Origin of the sequence: Gallaecimonas pentaromativorans (assembly GCF_003751625.1) — a bacterium.
GTDB lineage: Bacteria > Pseudomonadota > Gammaproteobacteria > Enterobacterales > Gallaecimonadaceae > Gallaecimonas > Gallaecimonas pentaromativorans.
Window position 1 is genome coordinate 1 of sequence record NZ_RJUL01000008.1, and the last position, 24,475, is coordinate 24,475.

The 24,475-nt window shown below is 60.2% G+C and carries 18 protein-coding genes and 1 rRNA gene; 10 read left to right on the top strand and 9 right to left on the bottom strand.

Features of this window, described 5'->3' with window-relative positions; genetic code table 11:
• Positions 1–89, top strand: a 5S ribosomal RNA gene (rrf, locus tag EDC28_RS20525); the annotation flags it as partial.
• A 995-nt stretch (positions 90–1,084) separates the two neighbouring features.
• On the opposite strand, the gene EDC28_RS14585 is transcribed toward rrf, so the two are convergent.
• On the bottom strand, positions 1,085–2,956 hold the full coding sequence (locus EDC28_RS14585; protein WP_123422105.1) for a sensor histidine kinase: 1,872 nt from the start codon (positions 2,954–2,956) through the stop codon (positions 1,085–1,087).
• Complete coding sequence (locus EDC28_RS14590) at positions 2,956–5,211, bottom strand: EAL domain-containing protein (protein ID WP_123422106.1); 2,256 nt, start codon at positions 5,209–5,211, stop codon at positions 2,956–2,958. Before EDC28_RS14590 ends, EDC28_RS14585 begins: the two co-directional genes overlap by 1 nt.
• Positions 5,212–5,436: 225 nt before the next feature.
• Here EDC28_RS14590 and crcB point away from each other — a divergent pair, with 225 nt between their 5' ends.
• From crcB to EDC28_RS14630, 7 genes are all read left to right on the top strand, one after another.
• Positions 5,437–5,814 carry a fluoride efflux transporter CrcB gene (crcB, locus tag EDC28_RS14595; RefSeq protein ID WP_050659344.1) on the top strand — a complete coding sequence of 126 codons (378 nt, stop codon included), beginning with the start codon at positions 5,437–5,439 and terminating at the stop codon, positions 5,812–5,814.
• Positions 5,815–5,823: 9 nt separating this feature from the next.
• Positions 5,824–8,001, top strand: coding sequence for a S9 family peptidase (locus EDC28_RS14600; protein ID WP_123422107.1), 2,178 nt, complete (start codon positions 5,824–5,826; stop codon positions 7,999–8,001).
• A 164-nt stretch (positions 8,002–8,165) separates the two neighbouring features.
• Entirely contained in the window at positions 8,166–10,487 is a 2,322-nt protein-coding gene (locus EDC28_RS14605) for a Tat pathway signal protein (RefSeq protein WP_170164138.1), read from the top strand.
• 74 nt (positions 10,488–10,561) lie between these two features.
• Positions 10,562–11,467, top strand: coding sequence for a M14 family metallopeptidase (locus EDC28_RS14610; protein ID WP_050659188.1), 906 nt, complete (start codon positions 10,562–10,564; stop codon positions 11,465–11,467).
• 97 nt (positions 11,468–11,564) lie between these two features.
• Entirely contained in the window at positions 11,565–12,059 is a 495-nt protein-coding gene (locus EDC28_RS14615; protein WP_123422109.1) for a DUF6622 family protein, read from the top strand.
• A 189-nt stretch (positions 12,060–12,248) separates the two neighbouring features.
• On the top strand, positions 12,249–13,001 hold the full coding sequence (locus EDC28_RS14625; protein ID WP_123422110.1) for a hypothetical protein: 753 nt from the start codon (positions 12,249–12,251) through the stop codon (positions 12,999–13,001).
• A 17-nt stretch (positions 13,002–13,018) separates the two neighbouring features.
• Complete coding sequence (locus EDC28_RS14630) at positions 13,019–13,483, top strand: hypothetical protein (protein WP_050659190.1); 465 nt, start codon at positions 13,019–13,021, stop codon at positions 13,481–13,483.
• Between the two features lie 6 nt (positions 13,484–13,489).
• Here the strand turns inward: EDC28_RS14630 and EDC28_RS14635 are convergent, their stop codons facing one another.
• The 3 genes from EDC28_RS14635 to EDC28_RS14645 are packed head-to-tail and all read right to left on the bottom strand — an operon-like array spanning position 13,490 to position 18,230.
• Positions 13,490–15,166, bottom strand: coding sequence for a toxin-antitoxin system YwqK family antitoxin (locus tag EDC28_RS14635; protein ID WP_170164139.1), 1,677 nt, complete (start codon positions 15,164–15,166; stop codon positions 13,490–13,492).
• Between the two features lie 11 nt (positions 15,167–15,177).
• Positions 15,178–17,313 (bottom strand): hypothetical protein, encoded by a 2,136-nt coding sequence (locus tag EDC28_RS14640; protein WP_123422112.1) that lies wholly within the window; start codon positions 17,311–17,313, stop codon positions 15,178–15,180.
• Entirely contained in the window at positions 17,310–18,230 is a 921-nt protein-coding gene (locus EDC28_RS14645; protein ID WP_123422113.1) for a hypothetical protein, read from the bottom strand. Before EDC28_RS14645 ends, EDC28_RS14640 begins: the two co-directional genes overlap by 4 nt.
• Before the next feature lie 221 nt (positions 18,231–18,451).
• On the opposite strand from EDC28_RS14645, the gene EDC28_RS14650 reads away from it, so the two are divergent.
• Both EDC28_RS14650 and EDC28_RS14655 read left to right on the top strand, forming a co-directional pair.
• Entirely contained in the window at positions 18,452–19,486 is a 1,035-nt protein-coding gene (locus EDC28_RS14650) for a response regulator (RefSeq protein ID WP_123422114.1), read from the top strand.
• A gap of 3 nt (positions 19,487–19,489) precedes the next feature.
• Positions 19,490–19,930 carry a diguanylate cyclase gene (locus EDC28_RS14655; RefSeq protein WP_050659195.1) on the top strand — a complete coding sequence of 147 codons (441 nt, stop codon included), beginning with the start codon at positions 19,490–19,492 and terminating at the stop codon, positions 19,928–19,930.
• Here EDC28_RS14655 and EDC28_RS20180 read toward each other — a convergent pair.
• The 4 genes from EDC28_RS20180 to EDC28_RS14670 all read right to left on the bottom strand — a co-directional run bounded on the left by EDC28_RS20180 (position 19,912) and on the right by EDC28_RS14670 (position 24,469).
• Positions 19,912–20,055: a hypothetical protein gene (locus EDC28_RS20180; protein WP_157052937.1), complete on the bottom strand. Its 144-nt coding sequence runs from the start codon at positions 20,053–20,055 to the stop codon at positions 19,912–19,914. The two genes, EDC28_RS14655 and EDC28_RS20180, sit on opposite strands and share 19 nt — an antisense overlap.
• Before the next feature lie 125 nt (positions 20,056–20,180).
• Positions 20,181–22,793 carry a phosphoenolpyruvate carboxylase gene (ppc, locus tag EDC28_RS14660; protein ID WP_123422115.1) on the bottom strand — a complete coding sequence of 871 codons (2,613 nt, stop codon included), beginning with the start codon at positions 22,791–22,793 and terminating at the stop codon, positions 20,181–20,183.
• A gap of 12 nt (positions 22,794–22,805) precedes the next feature.
• A complete protein-coding gene (locus tag EDC28_RS14665; protein WP_123422116.1) occupies positions 22,806–23,723 on the bottom strand; it encodes a 2-hydroxyacid dehydrogenase in 918 nt (305 codons plus the stop codon).
• Positions 23,720–24,469, bottom strand: coding sequence for a TerC family protein (locus tag EDC28_RS14670; RefSeq protein ID WP_211355742.1), 750 nt, complete (start codon positions 24,467–24,469; stop codon positions 23,720–23,722). Before EDC28_RS14670 ends, EDC28_RS14665 begins: the two co-directional genes overlap by 4 nt.
• Positions 24,470–24,475 lie beyond the last annotated feature (6 nt).

Here is a 24,475-nt window from a genome sequence, read left to right on the forward strand (position 1 = left end):
ACCTGACTCCATTCCGAACTCAGAAGTGAAACGCAGCCGCGCCGATGGTAGTGTGGCATTCGCCATGTGAGAGTAGGTCACCGCCAGGCACCTAATAAACGAAGAACCCCAGCCTTACGGCTGGGGTTTTTTCGTTTATAGCGCCCAACGGCGCCCACCCGCCCATCACGGCCACCGCCGCAAGCGGTGTGGCATGGCAACGCACGTCCTTGTGCGTCGTCCCTGCGGGACCGTGCTGCGCACGTCCAAGCGCCGGTTCCCGACGCGCTTGTCGCCAGGTGATGTAGCTTCACCTCACATGGCGAAAGCAAACAAGCCGCTGCCGCAGGCAGCGTCCTTCCCGTGTGAGAGGAGGGCGAAGCCGGGAATAGCAGCATGAACAGTTTCATGCTGCCCGGCGTAGCGGGCCGCGCTCTGCGCGGCCCTGGCCACCGCCAGGCACCTAACACGAAACGCAAAAGTCTGGGCCCACCTCGGGCGAGAGAAAGGCCGGGGCTCGGCGCCCCCGGCTTTTTGCATTTGGGCTACGCCCGGCGGTGACCCACCCGTACATCACGGCCACCGCCGCAAGCGGTGTGGCATGGCAACGCACGTCCTTGTGCGTCGTCCCTTCGGGACCGTGCTGCGCACGTCCAAGCGCCGGTTCCCGACGCGCTTGTCGCCATGTGATGTAGCTTCACCTCTCATGGAGGCAAGCAAACAAGCCGCTGCCGCAGGCAGTGTCCTTCCCCTGTGAGAGGAGGGCGAAGCCGGGAATAGCGGCATGAACAGTTTCATGCTGCCCGGCGTAGCGGGTCGCGCTCTGCGCGGCCCTGGCCACCGCCAGGCTTCAAAAGTGGCTCTTTGCTCTCGCCTCTCACATTGCTATGAAAGCCGTCCCCTCTCGGAAACCTTCCCTGGCCAGTCACCCCGTTCGCACATCCGGTGTGCTCGCACTACTCGGACTGTCCCTGTCCTCGCCCTTCGGGCCATCGTCGCTTGGCTCCGATGTTCAACTTTGCTCCAGGCAAAGTTGTCGCCTGCGTGAAAGCAGCGCTTTCACTTCGAGGCTCACCCACCGCTGTACCTCCCTTATTTATACGGATCACAGCGCCGGTGTTTCGAGATTCTGTGGGAGTTGTAGGAAGAACGTGGTGCCTTGGCCTAGCCGGGATTGGACTTTGACTTTGCCGCGAAGCACGCTCACGACCCAGTTGTAGACAAAGTGCAGCCCCAGGCCAGAGTTGCCCTTGCCGCGACCTGTGGTAACGAAAGGGTCGAAGATCTGGGGGATAAAGCTGGGCTCAATGCCCTTGCCGTTGTCAGAAACCGTAATAGATACCCAACCTTTCTCCAGCCTGGCTTTAATGTTGATGCTGCCTTTGTTGTTAGTGTCAAAGCCATGATCCAAGGCGTTTGTGATTAGGTTCTGTAGCACCTGGGACAGGGTGCCGGGCTGCGAACGCATTTCAATCTCTGGCGGTATATCCAGCACTATCGCAACATGCTGTTTGGCCGCTCGTATCTTTATGGCGTCGGTAAGGTCGTTTGCTACTTGCAGCAGTTTAAAAGCAACAACGTCTTCGTTACTGCGGTCTATGGCCAGCCGTTTAAAGCGTTGCACCAAGGTAACGGAACGGGCCAAGTTCTGCTCAGCCAAGGCCAGTCCCTGTTCGGCATTGACAAGAAAGCTATCCAGATCAGAGCGGGTGAGGCCGCCGCTAATTTGAGCCTTAAGGGTGTCCAAATCACTTTGTTGTTTGGATATGGCCATCATGGCGCTGCCGATAGGGGTGTTGAGCTCATGGGCAACACCCGCCACCATCATGCCGAGGGAGGAGAGCTTCCTGGCTTCGACCAAATCATCTTGCAGGACTTGCTGCTGCTCAAGCAGGGTTTGAGCTTGTTGCTGTGCCTCAAAAAGGCGCTGATTGTCGCGGTCCAGCTGATCGTTTAGCCCCTTGAGGCTGTGCAGGTAATTGCGCTCGTGCCTGATAAGCCAAATCCCTGGGATAAAAAGCACCAAAGCAATCACGCCTGCCTCCCACAGTACGCGCTGCCGGTTTGCCTGGGTTTGTGCAGCCGGGGTGATAGCCAGTAGGAAAATATCGCGGCTGCCATCTGCCATCAGGCTGCTGCGTTCACTGGATACGCTGCCAAGTTTAAAGGCCATTGCATTGTCCGTCTTATCCTTGGTCAGCTCCTGCCACAATGCCGGTGTCTGTGTTTTTAGATTGTATTGAGGGTGGTTGAGATCGCGCCCCCACTGCCAGTCACTTTGTGGCGATAGCAACCAGTAGCCGTTGTCGTCGGCGATGCTGAGTTGGGTTTGATGCTGCTTGAGCGAGCTTAAGTGTTTGAATAATTTGGTGAGATCGTAGTTGAGGATCAATACCCCGTTGGGCATGGGGTCGATAATGCCGGTATGAAAGGCCACCCTTACCGTCGGTTTAAAAGGACGCTCCACTGCGCCATGTTCAACGTTGAGGTCGATAGGGGAAAAGTACAAAGCCGGCGGCATGGTCTTCATGGCATCGGCAAAGTAATAGCGGTTGGCCTTGTTTTGTAGCTGCCAAGGTTGGGCAATCACCGTCTTTTGGTTCTTGATGTCGACCCTCACCATTTCCATGCCGCTTTCATCCAGCCATCGCACCTGCTGGAGATTACGGATGGACAGCCCGAAGCGGGTAAAAACATCGGCGGCTATGCCAAGTTGAGGGGCCTGTTGCCTGTCCAGGGCGATATTGAGGGAGTGGTCGAGGTGCAGCAGGTTCAGGGCATTGCGAATATCCCCCAGTTCGCGGTTAATAAGGGCGATAGCGCTGGTCAGCAGATTGTGGTGATCCCGCTCCATGTCGCTTTGAATATCTGCGAGCTTGGTTTTGTACCAGAAGCCAGCTACCAGCAACGGCAGCAGCAGCACCGTCAGGTAAAGTAGCTGCAGGTAACTGCGGTTGTGGTAACGGCGACTTGCCATCAACGGGCCTGGGTGGCAAGCCAATCGAGCAAAGCCGGCAAAGGCATGGGCCTGGCGTAGTAGTAGCCCTGGCCCAGGGTGCAGCCCAGTTGCAACAGCATGCTCGATTGCTCTTCCGTCTCAATACCTTCGGCGACGATGGTGTAGTCAAACTTCTCCCCCAGCCTTATCACCATGTCTGCAAGCGAGTGGGTTACTTCGCTAAGCAGCAGGTCCTGCACAAAACTGCGGTCCAGCTTGATGATGTCGATTGGCATCCAGGCCAGATGAGCCAGGGACGAATACCCGGTACCAAAGTCATCCAAAGCGATCTTCAGCCCAGTTTTTCGCAGATCCTCCAACAGCGGGCTGATTTCGTCATAGTCGGCCATGGCCTGGGATTCGGTGATCTCCAGCTCCAAGAAGGGGGCCAGCAACGGGTTTTGTGTCAGCACATTGGTCAGCCGCTCCATATAGCGGGGATTGACCAGATCCTTAAGGCAGGCGTTGAAGGACAATTGCAGGTAGAAGCCGAGTTGGTGCAACTGCTTGATGGCTTTGATGCACTCTTCAAAAACAAAGATATCGATAACATGGCTGGTGCCGGAGGCTTCGGCCAGGCGCATAAACAGCTCCGGCGAGATCATGGTGCCGTCTGCGGTTCGCCAGCGGATCAACGCCTCCAGCCCCAACGGCCGGCCATCGCCCAGTTTGACCTTTGGCTGGAACACCAAAAAGAACTCGTTGTTTTCCAAGGCGCTGAACGAGCGCTGCAATATCTCGTAATGCTCCCGCTGCTGGCGCGCTATCTGCGGGCAATAAGGCAGGTAGGAAAGGCCTTTTTCATGGGCTTTGGTCAAGCTTACCCGCGCTAGGTTCAGCACATCTTCGCCGCTCAGCTCTCCCACTTCGCTAAGGCTGATGCTGGTGACGGTGAGTGGCAGGGAGTGAAGCACTGCGTCGACCGTCACTTCAAAGGAGTCCAGCCGTTTGAGTTGTTCTTCTCCCGGCATGGCGCCTTGGCTGACCATCACCGCCAGGGTGTCTGAGGCGATGCGGGCGATGTCTCTGAATATCGGGTCGCCGGCCGCCAGTTGCAGCACCAGTTGCTGGATGATGCGCTCGATATGGTCGTGGCCGAAGGTCAGGCTGCAAGAGAAGTGGTCGTCGATGGAAATGGCGATAAGGGAAGTAGCCCGGCGCTCTTCTTCGTTGAGCAAAGACAGCTCTCGCAGCAGCCAGTTACGGTTGTGGATCTTCAAAGACGAGTCCAGGTACGCGAGCTCATTGAGGCGATTGGTCAGGGCTATCTGGGTAAAGCCGATGCGGGCGTTCTCGGCAAAAACCTGCAAGAGTCTGATATGGCTGGTACTGAGCTTGATGGGGGATTTCACCACGATCAGGTAGTGCTGGTTTAGCTCGGGGCTAAATTCGCGGTTCACCTGCGACTTGAAGTAAAACACCGAGCAATGCTCGTTGATGGTATTGGCCTGGTTTTTAAGGGCATTTTTAATGGCGCTGCGAATGTCGTCCGTCAGCGGCGCCAGGGCTGTTGCCTCGTCCCCCAGCTCTGCCACCGTCATGCCGTTAAAGGCGCCGCTGGCGCAAATTACCTTTTGTGGCACCCCGTCATCGTAGAGCAGGGCGACGATACCGTCTGCGGTGGCTGATAAGCCGATGATCTCGGATACCTGTTCCAGTATCGACAGGGCAAACTGCTCGGTGTTTTGCCGGTTGATCATGGCGCGGGAGGCATCGGCAATCATCTGCAGGCCGTTGCGGGCCTGTTCCAACTCGATAAGGGTCTGCCAAGAGCGTAGGTTGGTGGTGACAATGGACGGTAGCCGGCCTTTGAGTTCGGATTTATCCCAGTATTCGTTGATGTCGTAGTTGTCGATAACGTCATTGCGCGGCGCCACGCCGGGCTGGCCGGTCAACAGCACGATGCGCACTGACTGGTTACCAATCACGTTACGAATGGTCTCCACCAGCCGCAGCCCGGCGTCGTCTACCTCCATCACCACGTCCAGCAGAATAAGGGCGATATCGCTGTGGCAGTTGATGGCGTCGATGGCGGTAGGAATGGAGTTGGCGGTCAACACCTCTACCCGGCGGCCAAGGTAGTGGAGGTTTGATAGGGAATAAAGGATGGAGGCCTGAAAGCCCGGGTCATCCTCAACCGAGAGAATACGCCAGGGAGCCGAGTCTTGTTGGGGGCTGGTGTCCTTGTCTCCGGTCTTTTCCCTGGCAAACTCAAAAAGATCGTTCCTGATCATGGTTATTCCTGCTACCTGCCGTAACCGGCGGCTGCCCGGCGGTTAGATTGTCTGTAAGTCACTATCACTTATAGGCATTGGCAAGCTTGGCCGCCAGTGAGGTTGCCGTGTTGGGAACGGAGTTTGTTGGGAATTTGCCCCCTCTTGCCGGGCCTTGAGGCTGGTATCTCAAAGCCGGCATCGGTAGGCTCTGGTTATTCTTTCTTTTCTGATGAGTTGTACATCATGCAGGCATTGTTGTTTGTTGCCCTGGGCGGCGCTGTGGGCGCCATGTTGCGTTTTGGCATCAGCGAGTTTGCGGTTTGGCTGCTGGGCCGCGGCTTTCCCTACGGAACCCTGGCGGTAAACCTGCTGGGCTCCCTGCTGATGGGCATCCTGATGGGTCTTATTCTTAGTGGCCAAATGGAAAACTACCCCTGGCGTAACCTCATCGGCATCGGTTTTCTGGGGGCTTTGACCACCTTTTCCACCTTCGCCATGGACAACGTGCTGCTGCTGGAGCAGGGCGACTTTTTAAAAGCCGGCCTCAACATCTTCCTCAATCTGAGCCTGACCATCTTGTTGGCCGTGGCCGGCATGGCGTTGGTCCGCCACCATCTGTAAGGAGCGGCCATGAGCAACGCACTGACTCTCGAGCGTATCTTCTCGGCGCCGGGGCTTTCCGGTGCTGCCTTGCGGGCGCCGGCTTTTTCTCCCGACGGGCGCCTGGTGACCTTCTTACAAGGCCGCGACAACGACCCCAGTCGGCTGGACTTATGGGCCTATGACATCGCCAGCGGCACATTGCGGCTGCTGGTGGATGCCGACCAACTGCACCAAGGGGACGAATCCCTCAGCGACGAGGAAAAAGCCCGCCGTGAGCGCCAGCGCCTCTTTGCCTCGGGCATTGTCGAATACCACTGGTCCCACGACGGCAAGGCGTTGCTGTTCCCCCTGGCTGGCAACCTTTACTACTACCCGTTAGGGGGGCAGGCGCGCCAGCTCACCGATTCTGCGGCTTTTGATCTCGACGCCAAGTTCAGCCCCGACGACACCCAGGTGGCCTTTGTGCGCGACCAGAACCTCTGGGTGCTGGACCTTGCCAGCGGCCAGGTGCGGCCCCTGACCCAAGACGGCGCCGGCCCCATCAAAAATGGTATGGCCGAGTTTGTGGCCCAAGAGGAGATGGCGCGGCTGAGCGGTTATTGGTGGTCACCAGACAGCCGCCAAATCGCCTTCTTGCAGGTGGACGAAAGCCCGGTGCCCGAGGTGACCCGTAACGAGATTTACGCCGAGCGTATCGAGCTTATCCAGCAGCGCTACCCGGCGGCGGGCGATGCCAATGTCAGGGTGAAGCTGGGCGTGCTCAGCGTAGAGAGCGGCAGCGTGACCTGGCTTGACCTTGGCAGTGATGAGGACATCTACATAGCCCGGGTCGATTGGAGCCAGGACCCCAACCTGCTGACCTACCAGTGGCAAAACCGCAACCAGCAGCGTCTTGAGTTACGCGGTGTTGACCTTGCCACCGGCCACACCCGGTTGCTGCTGGCCGAGAGCGCCGACACCTGGGTGAACCTTCACGACGATCTGCGCTTTCTAAAAGCCGACAACAGCCTGCTGTGGGCGTCTGAGCGCAGCGGCTTTAAGCACCTTTATCACCTAAAAGACGGCGAGCTGGCCCCGCTCACTCAAGGGCAATGGCAGCTCGATGCCGTGAAGGTGGTGGACGAAGCCAGTGGCTGGGTGTACTTCAGCGGCTGGCTTAGCGACCCCAAAGAGCGCCAGCTTTATCGCGCTCGCCTCGATGGCAGCAGCGCCAGCCCCGAGCTTGTCTCCAAAGAGGCCGGCTGGCATGAGGTCACCTTCAGCCCGGATGCCGGCCATTACCTGGACTTGTACTCGCGTTTTGACCAGCCGCCCCAGGTTGCCCTTCATGACGCCAGCGGGCAGCGCCTGGCGTACCTGGTGGAAAACCGCCTCGATGAGCGTCACCCCTTGAGCCCTTATCTGGGCCAGTGGACGGCGCCGCAATACGGCACCTTGGCGGCCGAAGACGGCCAAACTCTCCATTATCAGGTGTTCAAGCCGTCCACGCCGATGCCGCCAAAGGGCTATCCGGCCATAGTGCGGGTTTATGGCGGCCCCCATGCGCAGCTGGTGGTCAACGCCTGGAGCGAGGCCAACCTCTGGACCCAATACATGGTGCAGCGCGGTTATGTGGTGTTCCAATTGGATAACCGCGGCAGCTTCAACCGTGGCAAGGCCTTTGAAGATGCCATTTACCAGCAACTGGCGGTGGCCGAGCTTGCTGACCAAGTACAAGGCGCCCAGTGGCTCAAAGCCCAAGATTTTGTTGATGGCAGCCGGGTGGGCATCTATGGCCACAGCTACGGCGGATTCATGACCTTAATGGCGATGTTCCGCTCAGGCCATACCTTTGCCGCCGGGGTGTCCGGGGCGCCGGTAACCGACTGGTACCTCTACGACAGCCACTATACCGAGCGTTACCTCAATACCCCCCAGGCCAATGGCGCTGGCTACGAGCGCTCGGCGGTATTTCCCTACACCCAAGGTCTTGCTGGGGAGCTGCTTATCTACCACGGCATGGCCGACGACAACGTGCTGTTCAGCAACACCACCAAGCTGGCCAACCAGTTGCAGCAGCAGGGCAAACTCTTTGAACTGATGGCCTATCCTGGCGCCAAGCATTCCCTCTATGGCCGGGAAACCCGCATCCACATGTATAAAACCATCAGCCACTTCTTTGACCGCACCTTGGGGCGCGGCCTTATCAGCGCCCCCAACCTCTGACCCAAAGGCCGCCTCGCGCGGCCTTTTTTGTCGCTATCTTTTTGATCCTTCCCGGTTTAGGCGCCCGAACTGTGGCCCAGATCATGCTCTCATGGCTGTTATAAAAATAAATATATTATACGGTATACGTAAATGCCTGGGCTTTACGACACCAAGAGGGTGGGATGGACAGACGACACTTTTTGCAATCCATGGCGGCCGCAACCGCCGCGTTGGCGGTGATGGATGCCAAGGCCACCCCAGCGCCACTGTGGGCGGCGGTGAAAACGGCGCCCCTGGCGGATGTCGATTTAAGCGGGTACAGCCTGGTTTGCCATTTTGACGAGCAAGGCAAGCGCTGGGCCGTCTATGAAGACTGGCAGCGCCAGGATGGCGCCCTGGTCTTTAGCCAAGGCCAGCAGGCGCTAGTGCTGACCAAAAGGCTGGAGGCCACCTTTGCCGGCGATACCCCGCCTTACCTTGGCATGGCGCTTTCCAAAGTTGCCCTCAGCGACGCCGACCTGCTGGCCGATGCCCTGCTGGCCAACGGCGAGCCTGATGAAACCGCCGTGCGCACTGTCGCGCCGCCGCTCGCCTCCAAGCTCAACCCGGCCGATTACGGCGGACGCCTGCCCTGGAACAGCTTTGTGGGCACCCGCCAGTGTAACGACACCATGATGGTCTACCCCAATGGACGCACCCGTACTTATCACCCGCGCCAAGTGCTTAAAGGCGCAGGCTCGGATGAACTGGCCGCCAAGCGCTTTGAAGGGCTGGTAGGGGGCTGGATGCCGGCGGTACATAAGGTGGTCCCCTTGGGGGACGGCCGCTACTACGAGCTGTTGGTGTTTGCCGATGTGGACGCCACCGACACCTTTATTGCCCAAACCTGGCACCGCTCGGCGCTGATGGAAAAAGGCAAGGTACTGGAGGTGCATTACGCCCATAGCTACCCCGCCTATCCGCCGCGCCGCGAGCCGCCGCCGGCCGCCGATTTCTACCGGGCACTGCTGCGTTTTGCCGGCTACTGGCAGCAGCAATTGGCCGACATGGCACCCTGCCAACTGCCGGACCCCAGCTGGAGCGACATGGCCCGCTTTGCCTTTGCCCGCGAACTGGTAGTGCGCCCCGGTGGCACCTACCCCAAATACGGCGCCGTTGACCGCGACTACTACGGCCCCGAGTACGACGGCTTCCAAGACACCTTCACCAGCTCGCTCTATGCCAACCTCGAATGGGGCCGCTTTGCGCAAGCCAGTGCGGTGCTGGACCAATACTTCAGCGACTTTGTCTATGAGGACGGCATGATCAACATGCGCGGCCCCGAGACCGGCCAGTTCGGCCTGACCCTGTCGCTGCTGGCCCGTTATTTTCAGCTCACCGGCGACAAAGCCCTGCTGCAAAAGCACCGAGGCAAGATTGCGGCCACCGCCGCATTGCTGCTTGAGCTGCACGACGCCGCCCTGGCATTACCTAAAACGGCGCCGGGCTATGGCCTTATCCATGGCTGGAACGAGTCGGATGCCTGCCTGTTTGAAGACCCGTCCATTTGGTGGAAGCCCTATTACGCCAACAGCGCCATGACCGTCCGTGGCCTGGTGGATATCGCCGCCATCTGGCCACAGCTGGGGGGCGAGCCGGCACTGGCAGCGCGCTGGCGCCAGCGGGCCGCCACCTTAAAGGCCCGCCTTGAAACCAGTATCAGGGCCAATATCCGCCACGACATGAGCCCGCCCTATATCGGCCCGCTACCTGGGGTAGCGCTCACCTTCCGCCAGGCCCTTGCCCAGCAGCAACCCAGCGAGCAAGGCTGGCCGCACCGGGTCTATGCCGAGCTGCTGCACGCCGACGTGTTACCGGCGGATCTGGCCAACCTGGTGATCGATTGCATGCGCGCCTATGGCGCCACCAGCATCGGTGTTGTGGCCAATATCACGGCGCCGAACGACAAAGAGCGCAACCTGCTGGGCTTTATCTCCTACGGCTATGCCTTGCAGCTGCTGCGCCTGGGGCGGGTTGATGAGTACCTGCTGTTTATGTACGCCCATCGCTACCACGCCCACACCCCCGGCAGCTGGACTGCCGGCGAGGTGAGCGACATCACCGGCGGCATGCCGCTGTTTTGCATGCCGGCCCAGCTCACCATCCCATTGCTGCTGCGCTGGGCGCTGGTGTTTGACGACGGCCCCCAATTGCACCTGGCAAAGGCAGTACCCCATGCCTGGTGGCAAAGCGGCAAAACCGTTGCCTGTGAAGCCATTCCAACCCCCTGGGGCAAGGTGGGTTATCGCCTGCAACTGCATCTGGCTGAGGGGCGGCTGAGTGGCACGGTCACGCTGCCCCAAAAGCTGCCAGAGGTGCTGACCCTGACCCTTCGCTTGCCCAAAGGCCAGCGCTGGCAGCAGTTGCTGGTGGGCGGCCAGCCGGCCGAAGCCCTTGGCCAGGATTGCTTTGTTATTCGCGGCAAGGCGGGGCAGGTGTTGGCGATAGAGGGGCGCCTTGGCTAAGGGCGTGGCCCCTGCTGCTGGCGGCATAACTTTGCTACCCTGTGGTCTTTTCGTCAGCAGCAAAGGCAACAGAGATGACCTATCACATCGGTACCCCAGGTAAGCCCTGGGGCGAGCAGGAAAAGGCCCAGTGGCTGGCCGAGCGCCATCTGCAGCGCAGCTACCAGGACGAAGTCGTCAGTCAGGTTCAGGCCTTGGCCGGAGCCTTGGAGTTGGTGCAATACGGCGCCCTGAGTTACGACCCCGAGCGCTACCCGCTGCTGGCGCTCAAGTCCCCCAACTGGCAGCCGGGTAAACCCTATGTGCTGGTCACCGGTGGCATGCACGGCTACGAAACCTCCGGGGTGCAGGGGGCCATTGCCTTTGCCAGAGAAAAGGCCAGCCACTACGGCCAGCATTTCAATTTGCTGATCTGCCCCTGCATCAGCCCTTGGGGGTATGAGGTGATCAACCGCTGGAACCCGCTGGCGCTGGACCCTAACCGGTCTTTTATTGCTGACAGCCCGTCGGAAGAAGCGGCTGCTCTGCAAAAACTGGTTGCCGATATCGGGGCCGCATTTGTCTGCCATATCGACCTGCACGAAACCACCGACAGCGACGAGTCCGAGTTCCGCCCGGCCCTGGCGGCCCGCGACGGCAAGGTCTTTGAGCCCGGCACCATCCCCGATGGTTTTTACGTGGTGGACAACAGCGAGTCCCCGCAGCCGGCCTTTCAGCAGGCCATTGTCGAAGCGGTAGCCAAAGTAACCCACATTGCCCCGGCCGACCCGGACGGCACCATCATCGGCTCCAAAGTGGTGGCGCCCGGGGTGATTGAATACCCGCTGAAAAAGCTGGGCCTGTGCGCCAGCGTAACCACCGCCCCCTACACCTGCACCACCGAGGTGTACCCGGACAGCCCCAAGGCGACCCCGGCCATCTGCAACGCCGCCCAGGTGGCCGCCGTGTGCGGCGCCCTGGAGTTCCTGCTGGCCAGGTAATGCTCCCAAGGCCCGCCAAGCCGTGACTTCTGGCACATTGTTGCGCTGCTAGCGGGCCGATAACCTTGCCAGGCAACCTACCCAAAAGGAGCCTGTCATGGTACTTGAAATACTCAAACACACCCCGCTGTGGGTCTACGGATTGCTGTTGGGCTTGCTGTATCTTGGCGTGGCCCAAAGCCGCCCCCGCCAGCTTTCTTGCACCCGGGCCCTGATACTGCCCATGGTCATGGTGGTGCTCTCGGCCCTTGGCCTTATCAGCAGTTTTGGCGCTACGGCGCTGCACTTGGGGCTGTGGCTGGCGGGCCTGGCGGTAACGGCGCTGGTGGCGGGCGAGCTGTTCACGCTGGTCAAGGCGCGCTATCACGCCCACAGCGGCCAGTTTCATGTGGAAGGCAGTTGGTTGCCATTGCTGCTGATCCTCGGCATCTTCTTAACCAAGTACCTGGTGGGGGTACTGAGCGCGCTGCACAGCCAGTTGTTGGCCGAGCCGGCTGTGGTGGCCATACTCTGCCTGCTCTATGGGGTGCTAAGTGGCCTCTTTTTGGCAAGAGCCCGGCGCCTTTGGCGCCTGGCGCGCCAGCCGGAATAAATAGCCAGAGTGATGCTTAGTGTTTTTCCTCAGTCATGAGTTGACACATCTGGCGGAGCAATTGAAAATGCAAGTGGACCTGTCGTCTAATTTGGAAAGGCACCACTCTCTGAGTGGGATCCCGGTTCGATTCCGGGTAGGTAAAGAGCATTTTCAGCGAGTGTTTTTTACCTACCTTGGATTGGACAAATGTTAGAACAAGATAGACTTGATGTCTTTGCTGCCCAAACAGAGAACGTTAGAGCTTTGGAGCAGGCATGGAAGCACATTAACAAAACCATCAATGCTGCTTATTCTAGCGGCGATAATTCTACAGCCGAAATTCACACCAAACTTCTAGCTCAAGTCTACTGTGCATTTGCTGAAGCTGTATTCTCGAAAGTAATCCACACACCAGATGGACTGACCCTCGATGAGATTTCACAAGTAAAATCTCGAGGGAGGAAAAATATCGTGGATGCTTGGAAAAAGTGTGTAGAGCTATCTCTCCAAAAAGTTCAAGGTAAAAGTAGTGGTCATGTCGCTAACACGCGTCAGAAAATCGATTCATTGATAGACCATTATATTTATGACCCAAGCCTTCTGAGAAACAAGATTGCTCATGGTCAGTGGAAGGTCGCACTTAATTCAAACAACACTAAGGTCAATTCAGCTTTAACCACAAAGGTTCAGGCAATTTCTGTTGTTGACCTTTACCGGCATAAAGAGGCTTTTCAAAGTCTATTCCGCATCGTTGAAGACATTATCGAATCACCTAATAAAGCACACCATAGGGATTATTGGTCTCATATAACTGAGTTTGAAAAATCTCAGCGCAAGATGGCTAGTTGGACTATCGAAAAAAAGATTGCCGCATTAAAGGCAAAAAAGGAATGTTTTAAACACGCGAAAGGCATAATCAGTCAAGGCAGCCAGACACAGCAGAGTTGCGCCGCTGTTTGAAGCGTGATGGAGAATCGATGAGAATTGCCGCTGTAGCGCTGCTGGCGCTGTTACTTCAGGCTTGCGCCAGCACGCCGCCTCCCCTTAGCCAAGACCCGCAATGCGAGGCAGAATCTACCCTGGCCGGAGTGCTGGCGGGCATAAAATGGAATATCCGCAGCAAGGACTGGGATCAGGCCCGCAAGGACCGCAACTGGGCGCTGATGGCCCGCACCCTCTACCAAACCCAGAGCGAGCCTCGCCTCGCCGAAGGGCCCTTTCGCGACCTGGTCGAGCAGGTTCACGACCTGGATCTGACCAGCAGTTTCAAAGATGAAATGCTGGCCTACAGCAGCGTGGTGGCGGCCCAGTGCGAGCTTCGCCGCGAAGGGCGCATCAGCTGGCCACTGGCCAAGGTCAAGGCGCAGCTGCTGACCTGCCAGCCCCAGCATATCGTGGCCAGTACCCAGGCCTGCCTGAAAAAGGTACTGGCGGCCGACTAACCCCGTTTAGTTGCCAAAAAGCAGGCAGTCGGTGTCGCCTGCTGGGCAGGGTTTGGCACCCTCATCCACCGGCACTCCCTGGCGGTAATGCTCGGTGCTGTAGAGCACGCCGCCGCTGTAACGGCGCTGCTCGCCGTCAAGCTCCCCATCCTGGTAGCGGCTTACTTCTTCCAGCAGGCCATTGGCGGCAAAGCGGTAAAAGGTGCCCTGGGGGCGGCCTTGCTGGTCGTACTGGGCTGTGCCCAGCAGGTAACCGGCCTCATCTTTGGCCTGCCACTTGCCCACTTGCTTGCCGGCCTGGTAGCGGCCCTGCCAGAGCCGGGGGGCCTCTTCATAAGGGGCCTGGAAGACCCACTCGCCAGTGCGAAGGCCCTTTTCCATCATGCCCTTGCCCAGCAAGCGGCTATCTTCATCGTATTGCAGCCACTGGCCGTGCTCCTGGCCGCGCCGGTAATGGGCGAGCAGCAACAGCTGGCCTGCCGGGGTTTGTTCGCGCACCTCGCCGTCGAGCTCGCCGGCCTGGTTGTAATGCTCGGTTTTAAGGGTTTGTTGGTGATAGTGCCAGGTGCCCACCTTGTTGCCTTGCTGGTATTGGCCTTCTGCCAGCACGGTGCCCTCGCGGCTTTCGCTGTAGGGGCCATGGCGCTCGCCGTTCTGGTAGTGGCTGCGGGTGATGTGGCGGCGGCCTTGGAAGTCTGTGTATTGCTCAAGCATCAGCCCCTGGCGGCGCCCGGCCAGGGTTTCTTGGCGGGTGATAGGTTGGTCGCCACCTGCAAAGGTTTCCACCAGTATCCAGCGCCGGGCGTTATCGCTCTGGCGGCGCCGCTCAAGCTTGCCGTTTTTATAGTACTGCTCGGTTTCCAGGCGGTTTTTGCCCTGGTAGGCCAGGGTTTTGTGGTAGCTCAGGGTGCTGGCTTCGGTAAAGCGGCGGGTTTGGCTAAGGCGTCCTTGGCTGTCGTAGACCGACAACTCGCTGAGCACCCCCGAGCTATAAAAGCGCTTTTGCTCACCTGTGCGTTTGCCGCTTTGGTAGTGCTCGACGCGTACCAGGGTGCCGCGTTTGTCAAAACTTCGGGACTCGCCGTGCTGGCGGCCGGCCAAGTACGCCGTTTCGTGGCTTAAGCTGCCGTCTTCGCGCCAGTCTTTGTCGGTGCCGTCACGCTTGCCACTTTTATAGAAGGTTTCGCTGCGCAGCTTACCGCTGCTCCAAAAGTAGGCCTGGCGGCCATCGAGCTGGCCGCGCGAGTTGTAGTGGCGAAGAGCGACCAGCTGGCCGCCTTCGCCATATTGCTTTTCTTCGCCCACTTGGCGGTCTTTGACATAGTGCTGCTCACGGCTGAGCTTACCGTCGCTGTTGTAGTAACTGACTACTCCGTTGATATAGCCCTGGCTGTCGCGCTGGCCCACCGCCTCAAGCTGGCCGTTTTCATGAAAATACCGGTAGGGGCCGACGGCCACGGCGCTGTTGATGTCCTGGCGGTCAAAACTGCCGACAAAGCGCTGCTGGCCGCTGCTTTTGTAATAGATGGTGCCAAACCAGCGGCCGTCTTTTTCGGCCAGCGGCTCGGCCAGATAAAAGCTGGCCTGGCTGGGGTCGGTGCGGTTCCAGTGATCGTCCAGCCACACCTGGGCGGCACTCACCTTCAGCGCCAGTGGCAGCAGCAACATCAAGATAAAACGCATGGTGGCTGTCCTCATGGCAGGGGCGGGAAATCGGTGGTCCACTGGCGCTGGTAGGGGGCGGGTGCCACCACCAACTGCCGGGCCTTGACTGGCAGGCCGGCCACCCTCAGGTAACCGTCAACACCGATGCTGGCCAGGGTATCGCCAGGTTTGGCGGGCATGCCGCTGTGGCCATCAAGCAGGGCCAGTGGCCGACCTTCGTCATCCAGCAGCTGCAAGCGGGCCAGGGTGGCTTCTACCGTGGCATTACCATCCAGTCCTTCGACTTTGACCAGCCAGGGGCTGGCGGGATCGGCGCTAAAGGCAAGGGGCTGCCAGCCAGGGGTGCCGGTGCAGTCAAGGCGGGTGGTAACCGACTGGCCGTAAAAGTAGCGGCGTTTGCCATCGTCGGTGGCCAGCACCATTTGTTGCCCCGGCGCGGCAAAGCCAAGATAACCCGCCTCAGGCACGGCCGCCGGCTGCCAAGTCACGGGGTGGCCGTTCTCGCTAAAGCCCTTGTCGAGGCTTAGCTTGCACAAGGGCTGCCAGGCGGTGGGCAGGGTCAGCAGCAGCCCCTGGCCTTTATCCAGGTGCAGCGCCGGTTCCAAGGGGGCGCTGTCACTGCCCTCAAAGAGGGCCAATGCTTCGGGAGGCGGGTAGTGGGGGTTGGCAAGGTAGCGATTTGGGCTGACAAAGCTCACTTCGCGGCGCAGCACCGGCTCGGGGCTTCGCTCCAGCACATAAAAGGTGACTTGGCCCGGCGCCTTGTCCAGGTGAAACACCAGGTGCTCGGCGCCCTGGCCTGCGATGCTGGCGATGGCCTCTTTCTCTACCGGTTGCAGCCAGTCTGGCAGAGACTTGGTGTCGTTTTGCCAGTTCATGGTGCCTTGCAGGCCGTCAAAGCCCAACAGCCAACTGGTGGCGGTGTTGGTGTGGCTCAGGGTGAGCTCAAGGGGCGCGTTGGGCGGCGAGCTTAAGGTGAGGGTTTGGCCGCCAAGGCTTAGCTGCTGGCTTTTACCGGGCTGCAAGGTCAGGCTTTTGGCGCGCACTGTGGTGGCGTAGAGCTTGGCGTCGGCCCTGATGCTGGCAATGGTGGTGGGGTTTTCTTGCCAACCGGTGCGAGCAAGCGAGGTGTCGATGCGGGCGATATCGCCGTAGAGCGGGTAGCGCGAGCGCTCCTGGACGAGCAAGGCGTCTTTTATCACCTGGCCGCTGGCGTCCAGCGCCTCGATATTATCCAGCGCCAGCTCCTGGCGGTCCGGGTTGCCGGGCAAGAAGTAGCTCAGGCGCAAGTCGTCATGGCGCCGGTCGATGTAGCCCTCGGCGTAGAGGTGGTCGGTGGCCGGGGCGTGGCTTTGCTGCTCGGGAGGCGTGGGAATGGCAAAGGGCTCGTCGTCTCGCTGTTGGTAATGGGTGCGATAACTCAAGGATGCGAGCGAGCTACCCTTGGGCGCCATCACCATCAAGGTGCGCAACTGGCCGGTGATGCCAAAGCGCTCGAAGGGAGCCTCCATCACCAGGGCCATGTGGGTCAGCCAGGTGGTTTTTCTGTCAAATTGCAGGCGCCCGTAAAGGCGCGCTTGCTCGGCCTCGGCGCTGAAGTGAGCGCTTAGCTGCAAAGGGGTTACCTCGTCCACGGTGAGGGTGGCGCGGTGGCCCTGGATATCCGGCAAGGCCAGGGTAGCGCCCGGGGTGGCGGGAATGGCGCTGACAAACCCCGGCACCGCCATGCCTTGGCGCAACTGGCGGATAAGATCGCTGCCGCCGCGCTCAAGGGCCTTTTGCCACAAAGCCTGGTCGTGGCCTTTAAGGGTGACCAGCGCGCCGCTGTTGGCGTCCACGGCCAGCTCAAAGCCGGCGGCCATCAACTGGCGCCACTCCTTGTCGCCGCTGCTTGGTTGGTCGCTACGCAGTCGCCCTTGGCCACTGGCGTCCAGCGCCATGTAGTCATTGGCGATATCAAAACGCAGCACCTTGCCGGTTTCGGTGACCCGGTAACGCACCAGAGACTGGCTGTCCACGTGCTGGCTGGGGTAGTGGCCGTCCGGTTTGACCAGGGTGCTGGTCACTACCTGGTAGCTTTGTTCGTCCCCTAGCTTGGGGGAGAACACCAAATCGTCGTTGCAGCCGCCGAGCAGCAGCAACGCCAGTAGCACCAAGGGCCTCATGGCTGCGCCTCGAGCGCTGCCTTGGCGGGTAACACCAGCAGCGTCATGGTCATCAGGGTCAGCACCATCTGGCTGGTGCCGGCCAGGATGCAGGCCAGCATCAACTGCCAGGCCTCGCCCTCGAGGCTGAGCACCCACTGGCAAAGGCCGATAAGGGCCGACAACCCCAGATAAGTGCCGATAAAAGGCGCCTTGGCCAGCCCGGCGTTATTGAGGCGCTTGACCACCAGCACCAGCCAGTAGATGACGGTGGCGGCAAACAGCAGCACCATGGCCATGGTGGCCACCGTGAGCATGGCAAGGCTGAGGCTCGCCATCCACGACAGCAGCGCCCCCACCACCAGCACCACCAAGGCCATCAGCAGGTTCTTGTAGAAAAAGGCGCTGGCACTGATCTGGCTGCTGGCGGCTCTTGCCGGATTCAATGCCGCCAGGGGGTGGCGGCCAATGCCGGGCCTGAAGGCGGCAACCGCCACCAGGGCGAAGCATGTTGCCAGCGTTACCAGCCCCAGGGCGAAAAGGTAGGGCTGGGCGCCGTCGGTCAAGGCGTTCTCGAAGTTGGAGCTCATGCCTGCCAGGCGCCTTGGCAGCCGGGTCAGCACGTAACAGCCGAAGGCCAGCAACGGCGCCAAAAAGCGCCCACAAACACCCCGCGCCAGCAGGTAGCAAATGGCCAGCATCGGCAGGTCGCCCAGTACCCAGGTCGGCTGGAAGAATTCCAGCAGCACTTGCAGCTTGTTGCCGATGAAGGGGTCAGTGCCGTTACGGTCCGCGTTTTCGATGACGCTTATCAGGTAACGCTGGCCCAGGGTGCTGGACAGCTCCAGCTGCAACAGCAGGGCCAGGCCGATAAAAAAGCGGGTTCTGTCGAGGCTTTGGCGGGGGGCGAGAAAAATATCCTTGAGGATTGCCAGCATGGGTCCGTCCGTGGGCTTGAAGGTGGCGGCATGATAGGGAATTTCCCCAGGCAGGACCAGCCAGGCCGGGTAGGTTGCACCTTTGCTCCGTTAAGTGGCAGGCCCTTTGCTGCAAAAGTGAGCGAAAACGCCGTTTTTTCAAGGCGGGCCACTATCTTCCTTTGCTAAACAGCCACTTCCTTTCTAGTCTTTGGCCTATCCAAGCCCGCCAAGAAGGCCTTATGGCAACCCGAATTCTTATCTGCGACGACTCAGGGATGGCCCGCAAGCAAATGGCCCGTTCCCTGCCCGCCGACTGGGAGGTCGATGTCCAGTTTGCCAAGGATGGGCGCGAAGGCCTGCAATTGATCAAGGCCGACAAACCCGAGCTGCTGTTTCTGGATCTCAACATGCCCGACGTGGACGGCTATCAGGTGCTGGAGGTGCTCAAACGCGCCAACATCCAGCTGCCGGTGATCGTGGTGTCTGGGGACATCCAGGAAGAGGCTCACCGGCGGGTAAAAGCCCTGGGGGCACTGGATTTCATCAAAAAACCCATGGCCGCAGACAAACTGCTGGCGGCCCTGGAGGCCACCGGCCTTTACCGAAAAGCCGCCGCCAAAGCGCCCGAGGCGGCGCCCGCCCCCCCGGCGGCCGAGCCGCAGCGCCAACAGCGCCCGGCCCTGGAGCTGTCTCCCGAGCTTCGCGACGGCTACCAGGAAGTGGTGAACGTGGCCATGGGCCAAGCCGGTGCCATGCTGGCCCAGATGCTGGGGATCTTCGTCAAGCTGCCCATCCCCAAGGTTGACCTCTTGGAGCTCAGCGAAATGCAGATGGCGCTGCAGTCGGCCATGTCAGACCGAGTCTCGGCCATCTGCCAGGGCTTTATCGGCCCGGGGCTGTCTGGCGAGGCATTATTGCTGCTGGACGACGCCGACCTGGGCGACCTGGCCCGGCTGCTCAAATACGAGGGCGAGCTGACCCCGGCGGTGGAAGTGGAGCTGCTGACCGACATCGCCAACGTGCTGACCAGCGCCTGCCTTGCCGGCCTTGCCGAGCAGCTGGACGTGCGTTTTTGCCAAGGCCACCCCACGGTGCTTGGCTTGCACCGCGATCTGCACGAACTGCTGCGCCACGCCAAATCCTGGCAGCGGCTGCTGGCGGTGGAGATAAGCTACGGCCTGGAGGATTACAACATCACCTTCGACTTGTTGATCCTGCTGACCGAGTCGTCCCTGCATACCCTCAATTTCAAAATCGCCCACCTGCTGGAGTAACTGATGAGCGCGCTTTCCGAACTCAACGAGATCCATTGGCTGGTGGAGCTGTTGCAGAATGTCGATGTGGGCATGATGGTGCTGGACCGCGACTACAAGGTGCAGAGCTGGAACGGCTTTTTGGAAAACCACAGCGGCATGTTGCCAAGCCAGGTCAAAGACCGGGTGCTGTTTGACGTCTTTCCCGAGCTTGAGCGGCCCTGGTTCGAGCGCAAGGCGGCCATGGTCTTTACCTTAAAAAGCCGCGCCTTTGTCACCTGGGAGCAGCGCCCCTACCTGCTGCGGTTCAACAACTACCGGCCCATCACCGGCACCGCCGAGTTCATGTACCAGAACGTCACCCTGTTTCCCATCACCGGCCTGACCGGCGATGTGACTCATATGGCGGTGTTGATCTACGACATGACCGATCTGGTGCTGGCCCGTCAGGACACCAGCAAATAAAGGAATACCCCAAAGCCGCCAAAGAGGCAGGCGCCCAGCAGCAGGGTGATCAGTAACGAGGGTGGTGCCTGGTGAGGTGTGGCGAGCCGGTCCTGGCTCGGCTTTGACGCGGCGGTTTTAGCCATGGGAATCCTTTCCATGTATATAACGAATTGATTATTAACAATTATTGCAATCCATGCCATAGCGGATACTAGTGCAGCGACGCCGCTTTGCCAAGTTAGGCGTCGCTGCATTAGCCCGGCCCGAATTAGCCGGTGTTACGCATACCGGCGGCAATACCGGCCATGGTGACCATCAACGCCTGTTTGACCGGCTCTGGCGCCGTCTCCGAAGCCCGGGCCCGGCGCAACAACTCGGCCTGCAGGATGTTGAGCGGGTCGGTGTAGGGGTTGCGAAGCTTGATGGACTCTTGCAGCCAGGGGTCCTGGTCCATCAGGAACTCTTCCTTGGACAAGGTCAGCAGGGTGTGAATGCCCTCGTGGAGCAGCGCCCGCAGCTGTTTACCCAGCGGCCACAGGTGCTCCGGCACCAAGCGCTGATCGTAATAAGCCGACAGCTCCGAGTCGGTCTTCATGTACACCATCTCCAGCATATCCAGCCGCGCCTTGAAGAAGGGCCAGCGTTGGTAGAGGGTTTCCAGCTCTTGCTGGCGGCCGGCCTCAATCATGTTGCGAAGGGCCTGGCCGGCGCCCAGCCAGGCCGGCAGCATCAGCCGGTTCTGGGTCCAGGAGAAGATCCAGGGAATGGCCCGCAATGACTCCACACCGCCATCGGGGCGGCGTTTGGAGGGGCGGCTGCCAAGGGGCAGGCTGGCCAGCTCCTGCTCGGGGGTGGCGGCGCGAAAATACGGCACAAAGTCCTTGTGGCCGCGCACCACGGCCCGGTAGGCGGTGCAGGCGTCGTCAGCCATTGTGTCCATCACCTCGCGCCAGCTCTGCTCGGGCTCGGGAGGCGGCGACAAGCGTGCTTCCAAAATGGCGGTGATGTAAATCATCAGGCTGTTTACGGCAATGGCCGGTTGGCCAAACTTGAAGCGGATCATCTCCCCTTGCTCGGTAACCCGCAGGCCGCCGTCCACCGAGCCTGGCGGTTGCGACAAAATGGCTCCTTGGGCCGGGCCGCCGCCGCGGCCAACGGTGCCGCCGCGGCCGTGGAAGAGCCGCAGGCTGATGCCCCGCTCCTTACCGATGTTCACCAGCGCTTCCTGAGCCCGGTACTGGGCCCAGGCGGCGGCAATCACCCCGGCGTCCTTGGCGGAATCCGAGTAGCCAATCATCACCTCCTGGTGGTGGTTGGCGTAGTCGCGGTACCAGGGCACATCCAGCAGCGCCGTTATCACATCGGCGGCGTTGTTGAGATCGTCCAGGGTTTCAAAGAGCGGCGCTATGGGCATGGCCCACTGCATGCCGGCTTCTTTGAAGAACAGCGCCACCGCCAGCACGTCCGAGGGTTGCGAAGCCATGGAGATGATGTAAATGCCCAAGGCCTCTTTGGGCTGGCGGGCCACCACTGCAAAGGTGTCCAGCACCTCCTGGGTGTCGGCGCCCGGTTGCCAGTTGCGGGGAATAAGGGGCCGCTTGGAGTTGAGCTCGGCCAGCAAGAACTGTTGGCGCTTGGCCTCGTCCCATTCGAGGTAGGAGCCCAGACCAAGGTAACGGGTTACTTCGTCTACGGCCTCGGCGTGGCGGCCCGAGTCTTGGCGGATATCCAGGCGAATGAGGTTCAGGCCAAAACAGCGGGCGCGGATGATCATATCCAGCAGCGGGCCGTCGGCGATTTGCTCCATCTTGCACTCGTAGAGGCTCTTGTGCACCGCCAGCAGCGGCTTGAGGAAGTCCTCGTCCTGCCAGAGGATGTCGTCGCTGTCGGCCTGCTCACCGCGCAGGGTCGCCTCGATGTAATCGATGGTGTTGCGCAGCTGGCGGCGCACCTTGCGAAGGGCCACCCGGTAGGGCTCCTTGCTGTTGTCGCCCATGGCCATGACTTCGCTATTGGCCTGATGCATGGACAGCTCGGAGATAAGCGGGCTGATGTCGCGCAGGAACAAATCGGCCGCCGTCCAGCGAGCCAGCAACAGCACCCGCTCGGTGATTTTGGCGGTCACATTGGGGTTGCCGTCGCGGTCGCCGCCCATCCAGGAGGCAAAGCGCACCGGGCTTTTCTCCCAGGGCAGTTCCAGCTCGAACTGGCCCAGCTTGGCGTTGCACTGGCGGATAAAGTCCGGCACCGCGTCCCACAGGGCGTTTTCTACCGTGGCAAAGCCCCATTTGGCTTCGTCCACCGGGGTGGGGCGGGCGGAGCGAATTTCATTGGTGTGCCAGGCCTGGGCAATGAGCTGGCGCAGCCGGTCTTGCCACTTTTGCTGCTCGCTGGTGCCGATGTTGGGGTTTTCAAGGGCCTTGAGGCAGTCGGCAATCTCGTCGTATTTGACGATAAGGGTGCGGCGGGTCACCTCGGTGGGGTGGGCAGTGAGCACCAGCTCGATGTCCATCTCCTTGAGCACCTGGGGCAGCTTGGCTTTTTGCTCGGCATTAAGGCCGGCCAGCAGCTCGTCGAGGCGGCGGCCGACGCTGTCCATGTTATTGGTGACGCTAAAATGCTGCTCGGCGATGTTGGCCAGGTTCAAAAACTGGTTAAAGGCCCGGGCCACCGGCACCAACTCGTCGTCGGGCAGGCTGGTGAGGGTTTCCAGCAGCTCGTCGCGCCGGGCGCGGTCGCCAAAGCGGGCGGCCTTGGCCAGCTGGCGAATGGCCTCGATGCGATCGAGATAAGCCTCGCCCTGATCGTGGGCGATGGTCTGGCCCAGCATGTCGCCGAGCATGTGAACTTGTCGTTTCAGGGCGCCGTATTGGTCAGCCATGAGAATCCTCCTTCAATAACCGAGGGTCGTATTCACGACATGGTTAAGCGCCGTGCCTTGGCGCATTGCAAGATAGTTTTGATAGACCACCCTGGCCAAATCGTTACCGCTTGTGATGCTGGCGTTGTGGGGAGTGACTGTTATGGTTGGATGCCGCCAAAACGGGTGCTGGCGGGGTAGGGGTTCTTGGATAAACACATCAAGGCAGGCGCCGCGCAGTTGGCCGCCGTCAAGGGCTGCCAGCAGGGCCTGCTCGTCAAGCTGGGCGCCGCGCCCAACATGGATAAGGTAAGGGGCGCTATTGAGCCGGGCAAAAAAGGCGCTGTTCATCAGCCCCTGGGTTTGGGGCGTCAGCGGCAGCAGGCACACCAGATAGTCGAGCCCGGCCAGAAACTCGCCAAGGGCCGCCTCACCGCTAAAACAGTCGATGCCCGGCAGTTGCCGGGGGCTGCGGCTCCAGCCTTTGACGCTAAAACCAAGGCCGGCAAGCTGGCCGGCCACATAGCCGCCCAACTCGCCAAGGCCCATCACCCCGACGCAGCCGCCCCGGCGATAATGGCGCTGCTGCCAATGTTGGTTGGTTTGGTCATTGGCCGTGGCCTGCCACTGGCGCTGCTCGGCGAGGATGGCCAGCAGCACGTAATCGCGCATATCGGTTTTGAGGTTGGGGCTGATGGTGCGACACAGCGTCACCCCTGAGGGCAGCTCGGCGGCCAGGCCATCGACCCCGGCGCCCAGGCTTTGCACCACCTTGAGATTGGGAAACTGCGCCAAGGCACCGGCGGGAGGCTGCCAGGTAACGGCAAACGCCACGGTCTGGGGAGCGGGGCAATCGGGCCAGAGCTGAATATCCAGCTGCTCATCCAGCGCCTTTAGCCGCTTGGCCAGACCCTCGCCGCCGCGCCCCGGCAGCACCAATGCCAGGCTCATGCGCCATCACCGGGTTGGCGTTTTCTAAGTTGCACCGCTTTGCTGCGGCCTTTGCGGGCGCGGATATTAAGCACTTCCACTCCCAACGAGAAGGCCATGGCGAAGTACACGTAGCCTTTGGGGATGTCCAGGCCAAAGCCTTCGCCGGTGAGGGTAAAGCCCACCAGAATCAAAAACGACAGGGCCAGCATCTTGATGGTGGGGTGGCGGTCGACAAAATCGCCAATGGCCTTGGCGGCCAGCATCATCACCACCACCGACAGCACGATAGCGATGATCATCACCTCAATATGGTTGGCAAGGCCGACGGCGGTGATCACCGAGTCCAGGGAAAAGACGATATCGATAATGGCAATTTGCACCAGGGTGGCGGCAAAGGCGGCAGACTTGGGGGCTTCGTGGCTCTCTTGCTCGCCCTCCAGGCTGTTGTGGATCTCATGGGTGCTTTTCCAGATAAGGAAGAGTCCGCCGAGAATAAGGATGCTGTCGCGGCCGGTCACCGCGAAATCGCCAATCTGAAACCAGGGGCTGGTCAGCCCCATCACCCAAGACAGGCTCAGCAGCAACAAGATGCGGGTCAGCATGGCCAATCCCAGGCCAAGCAGGCGCCCTTTTTGCCGTTGCTGCTCGGGCAGCCTGCCTACCAGCACCGAGATAAAAATGATGTTGTCGATGCCAAGGACGATCTCAAGCAGGGTCAGGGTCGCCAAGGCGGCCCAGGCGCTGGGATCGGTTAACCATTCCATGATGTA

Bases quoted from the DNA above. Each gene is read 5' to 3' on its own strand.
- EDC28_RS14585 (WP_123422105.1), bottom strand. From the start codon at position 2,956: ATGGCAAGTCGCCGTTACCACAACCGCAGTTACCTGCAGCTACTTTAC.
- EDC28_RS14590 (WP_123422106.1), bottom strand. From the start codon at position 5,211: ATGATCAGGAACGATCTTTTTGAGTTTGCCAGGGAAAAGACCGGAGAC.
- crcB (WP_050659344.1), top strand. From the start codon at position 5,437: ATGCAGGCATTGTTGTTTGTTGCCCTGGGCGGCGCTGTGGGCGCCATG.
- EDC28_RS14600 (WP_123422107.1), top strand. From the start codon at position 5,824: ATGAGCAACGCACTGACTCTCGAGCGTATCTTCTCGGCGCCGGGGCTT.
- EDC28_RS14605 (WP_170164138.1), top strand. From the start codon at position 8,166: ATGGACAGACGACACTTTTTGCAATCCATGGCGGCCGCAACCGCCGCG.
- EDC28_RS14610 (WP_050659188.1), top strand. From the start codon at position 10,562: ATGACCTATCACATCGGTACCCCAGGTAAGCCCTGGGGCGAGCAGGAA.
- EDC28_RS14615 (WP_123422109.1), top strand. From the start codon at position 11,565: ATGGTACTTGAAATACTCAAACACACCCCGCTGTGGGTCTACGGATTG.
- EDC28_RS14625 (WP_123422110.1), top strand. From the start codon at position 12,249: ATGTTAGAACAAGATAGACTTGATGTCTTTGCTGCCCAAACAGAGAAC.
- EDC28_RS14630 (WP_050659190.1), top strand. From the start codon at position 13,019: ATGAGAATTGCCGCTGTAGCGCTGCTGGCGCTGTTACTTCAGGCTTGC.
- EDC28_RS14635 (WP_170164139.1), bottom strand. From the start codon at position 15,166: ATGCGTTTTATCTTGATGTTGCTGCTGCCACTGGCGCTGAAGGTGAGT.
- EDC28_RS14640 (WP_123422112.1), bottom strand. From the start codon at position 17,313: ATGAGGCCCTTGGTGCTACTGGCGTTGCTGCTGCTCGGCGGCTGCAAC.
- EDC28_RS14645 (WP_123422113.1), bottom strand. From the start codon at position 18,230: ATGCTGGCAATCCTCAAGGATATTTTTCTCGCCCCCCGCCAAAGCCTC.
- EDC28_RS14650 (WP_123422114.1), top strand. From the start codon at position 18,452: ATGGCAACCCGAATTCTTATCTGCGACGACTCAGGGATGGCCCGCAAG.
- EDC28_RS14655 (WP_050659195.1), top strand. From the start codon at position 19,490: ATGAGCGCGCTTTCCGAACTCAACGAGATCCATTGGCTGGTGGAGCTG.
- EDC28_RS20180 (WP_157052937.1), bottom strand. From the start codon at position 20,055: ATGGCTAAAACCGCCGCGTCAAAGCCGAGCCAGGACCGGCTCGCCACA.
- ppc (WP_123422115.1), bottom strand. From the start codon at position 22,793: ATGGCTGACCAATACGGCGCCCTGAAACGACAAGTTCACATGCTCGGC.
- EDC28_RS14665 (WP_123422116.1), bottom strand. From the start codon at position 23,723: ATGAGCCTGGCATTGGTGCTGCCGGGGCGCGGCGGCGAGGGTCTGGCC.
- EDC28_RS14670 (WP_211355742.1), bottom strand. From the start codon at position 24,469: ATGGAATGGTTAACCGATCCCAGCGCCTGGGCCGCCTTGGCGACCCTG.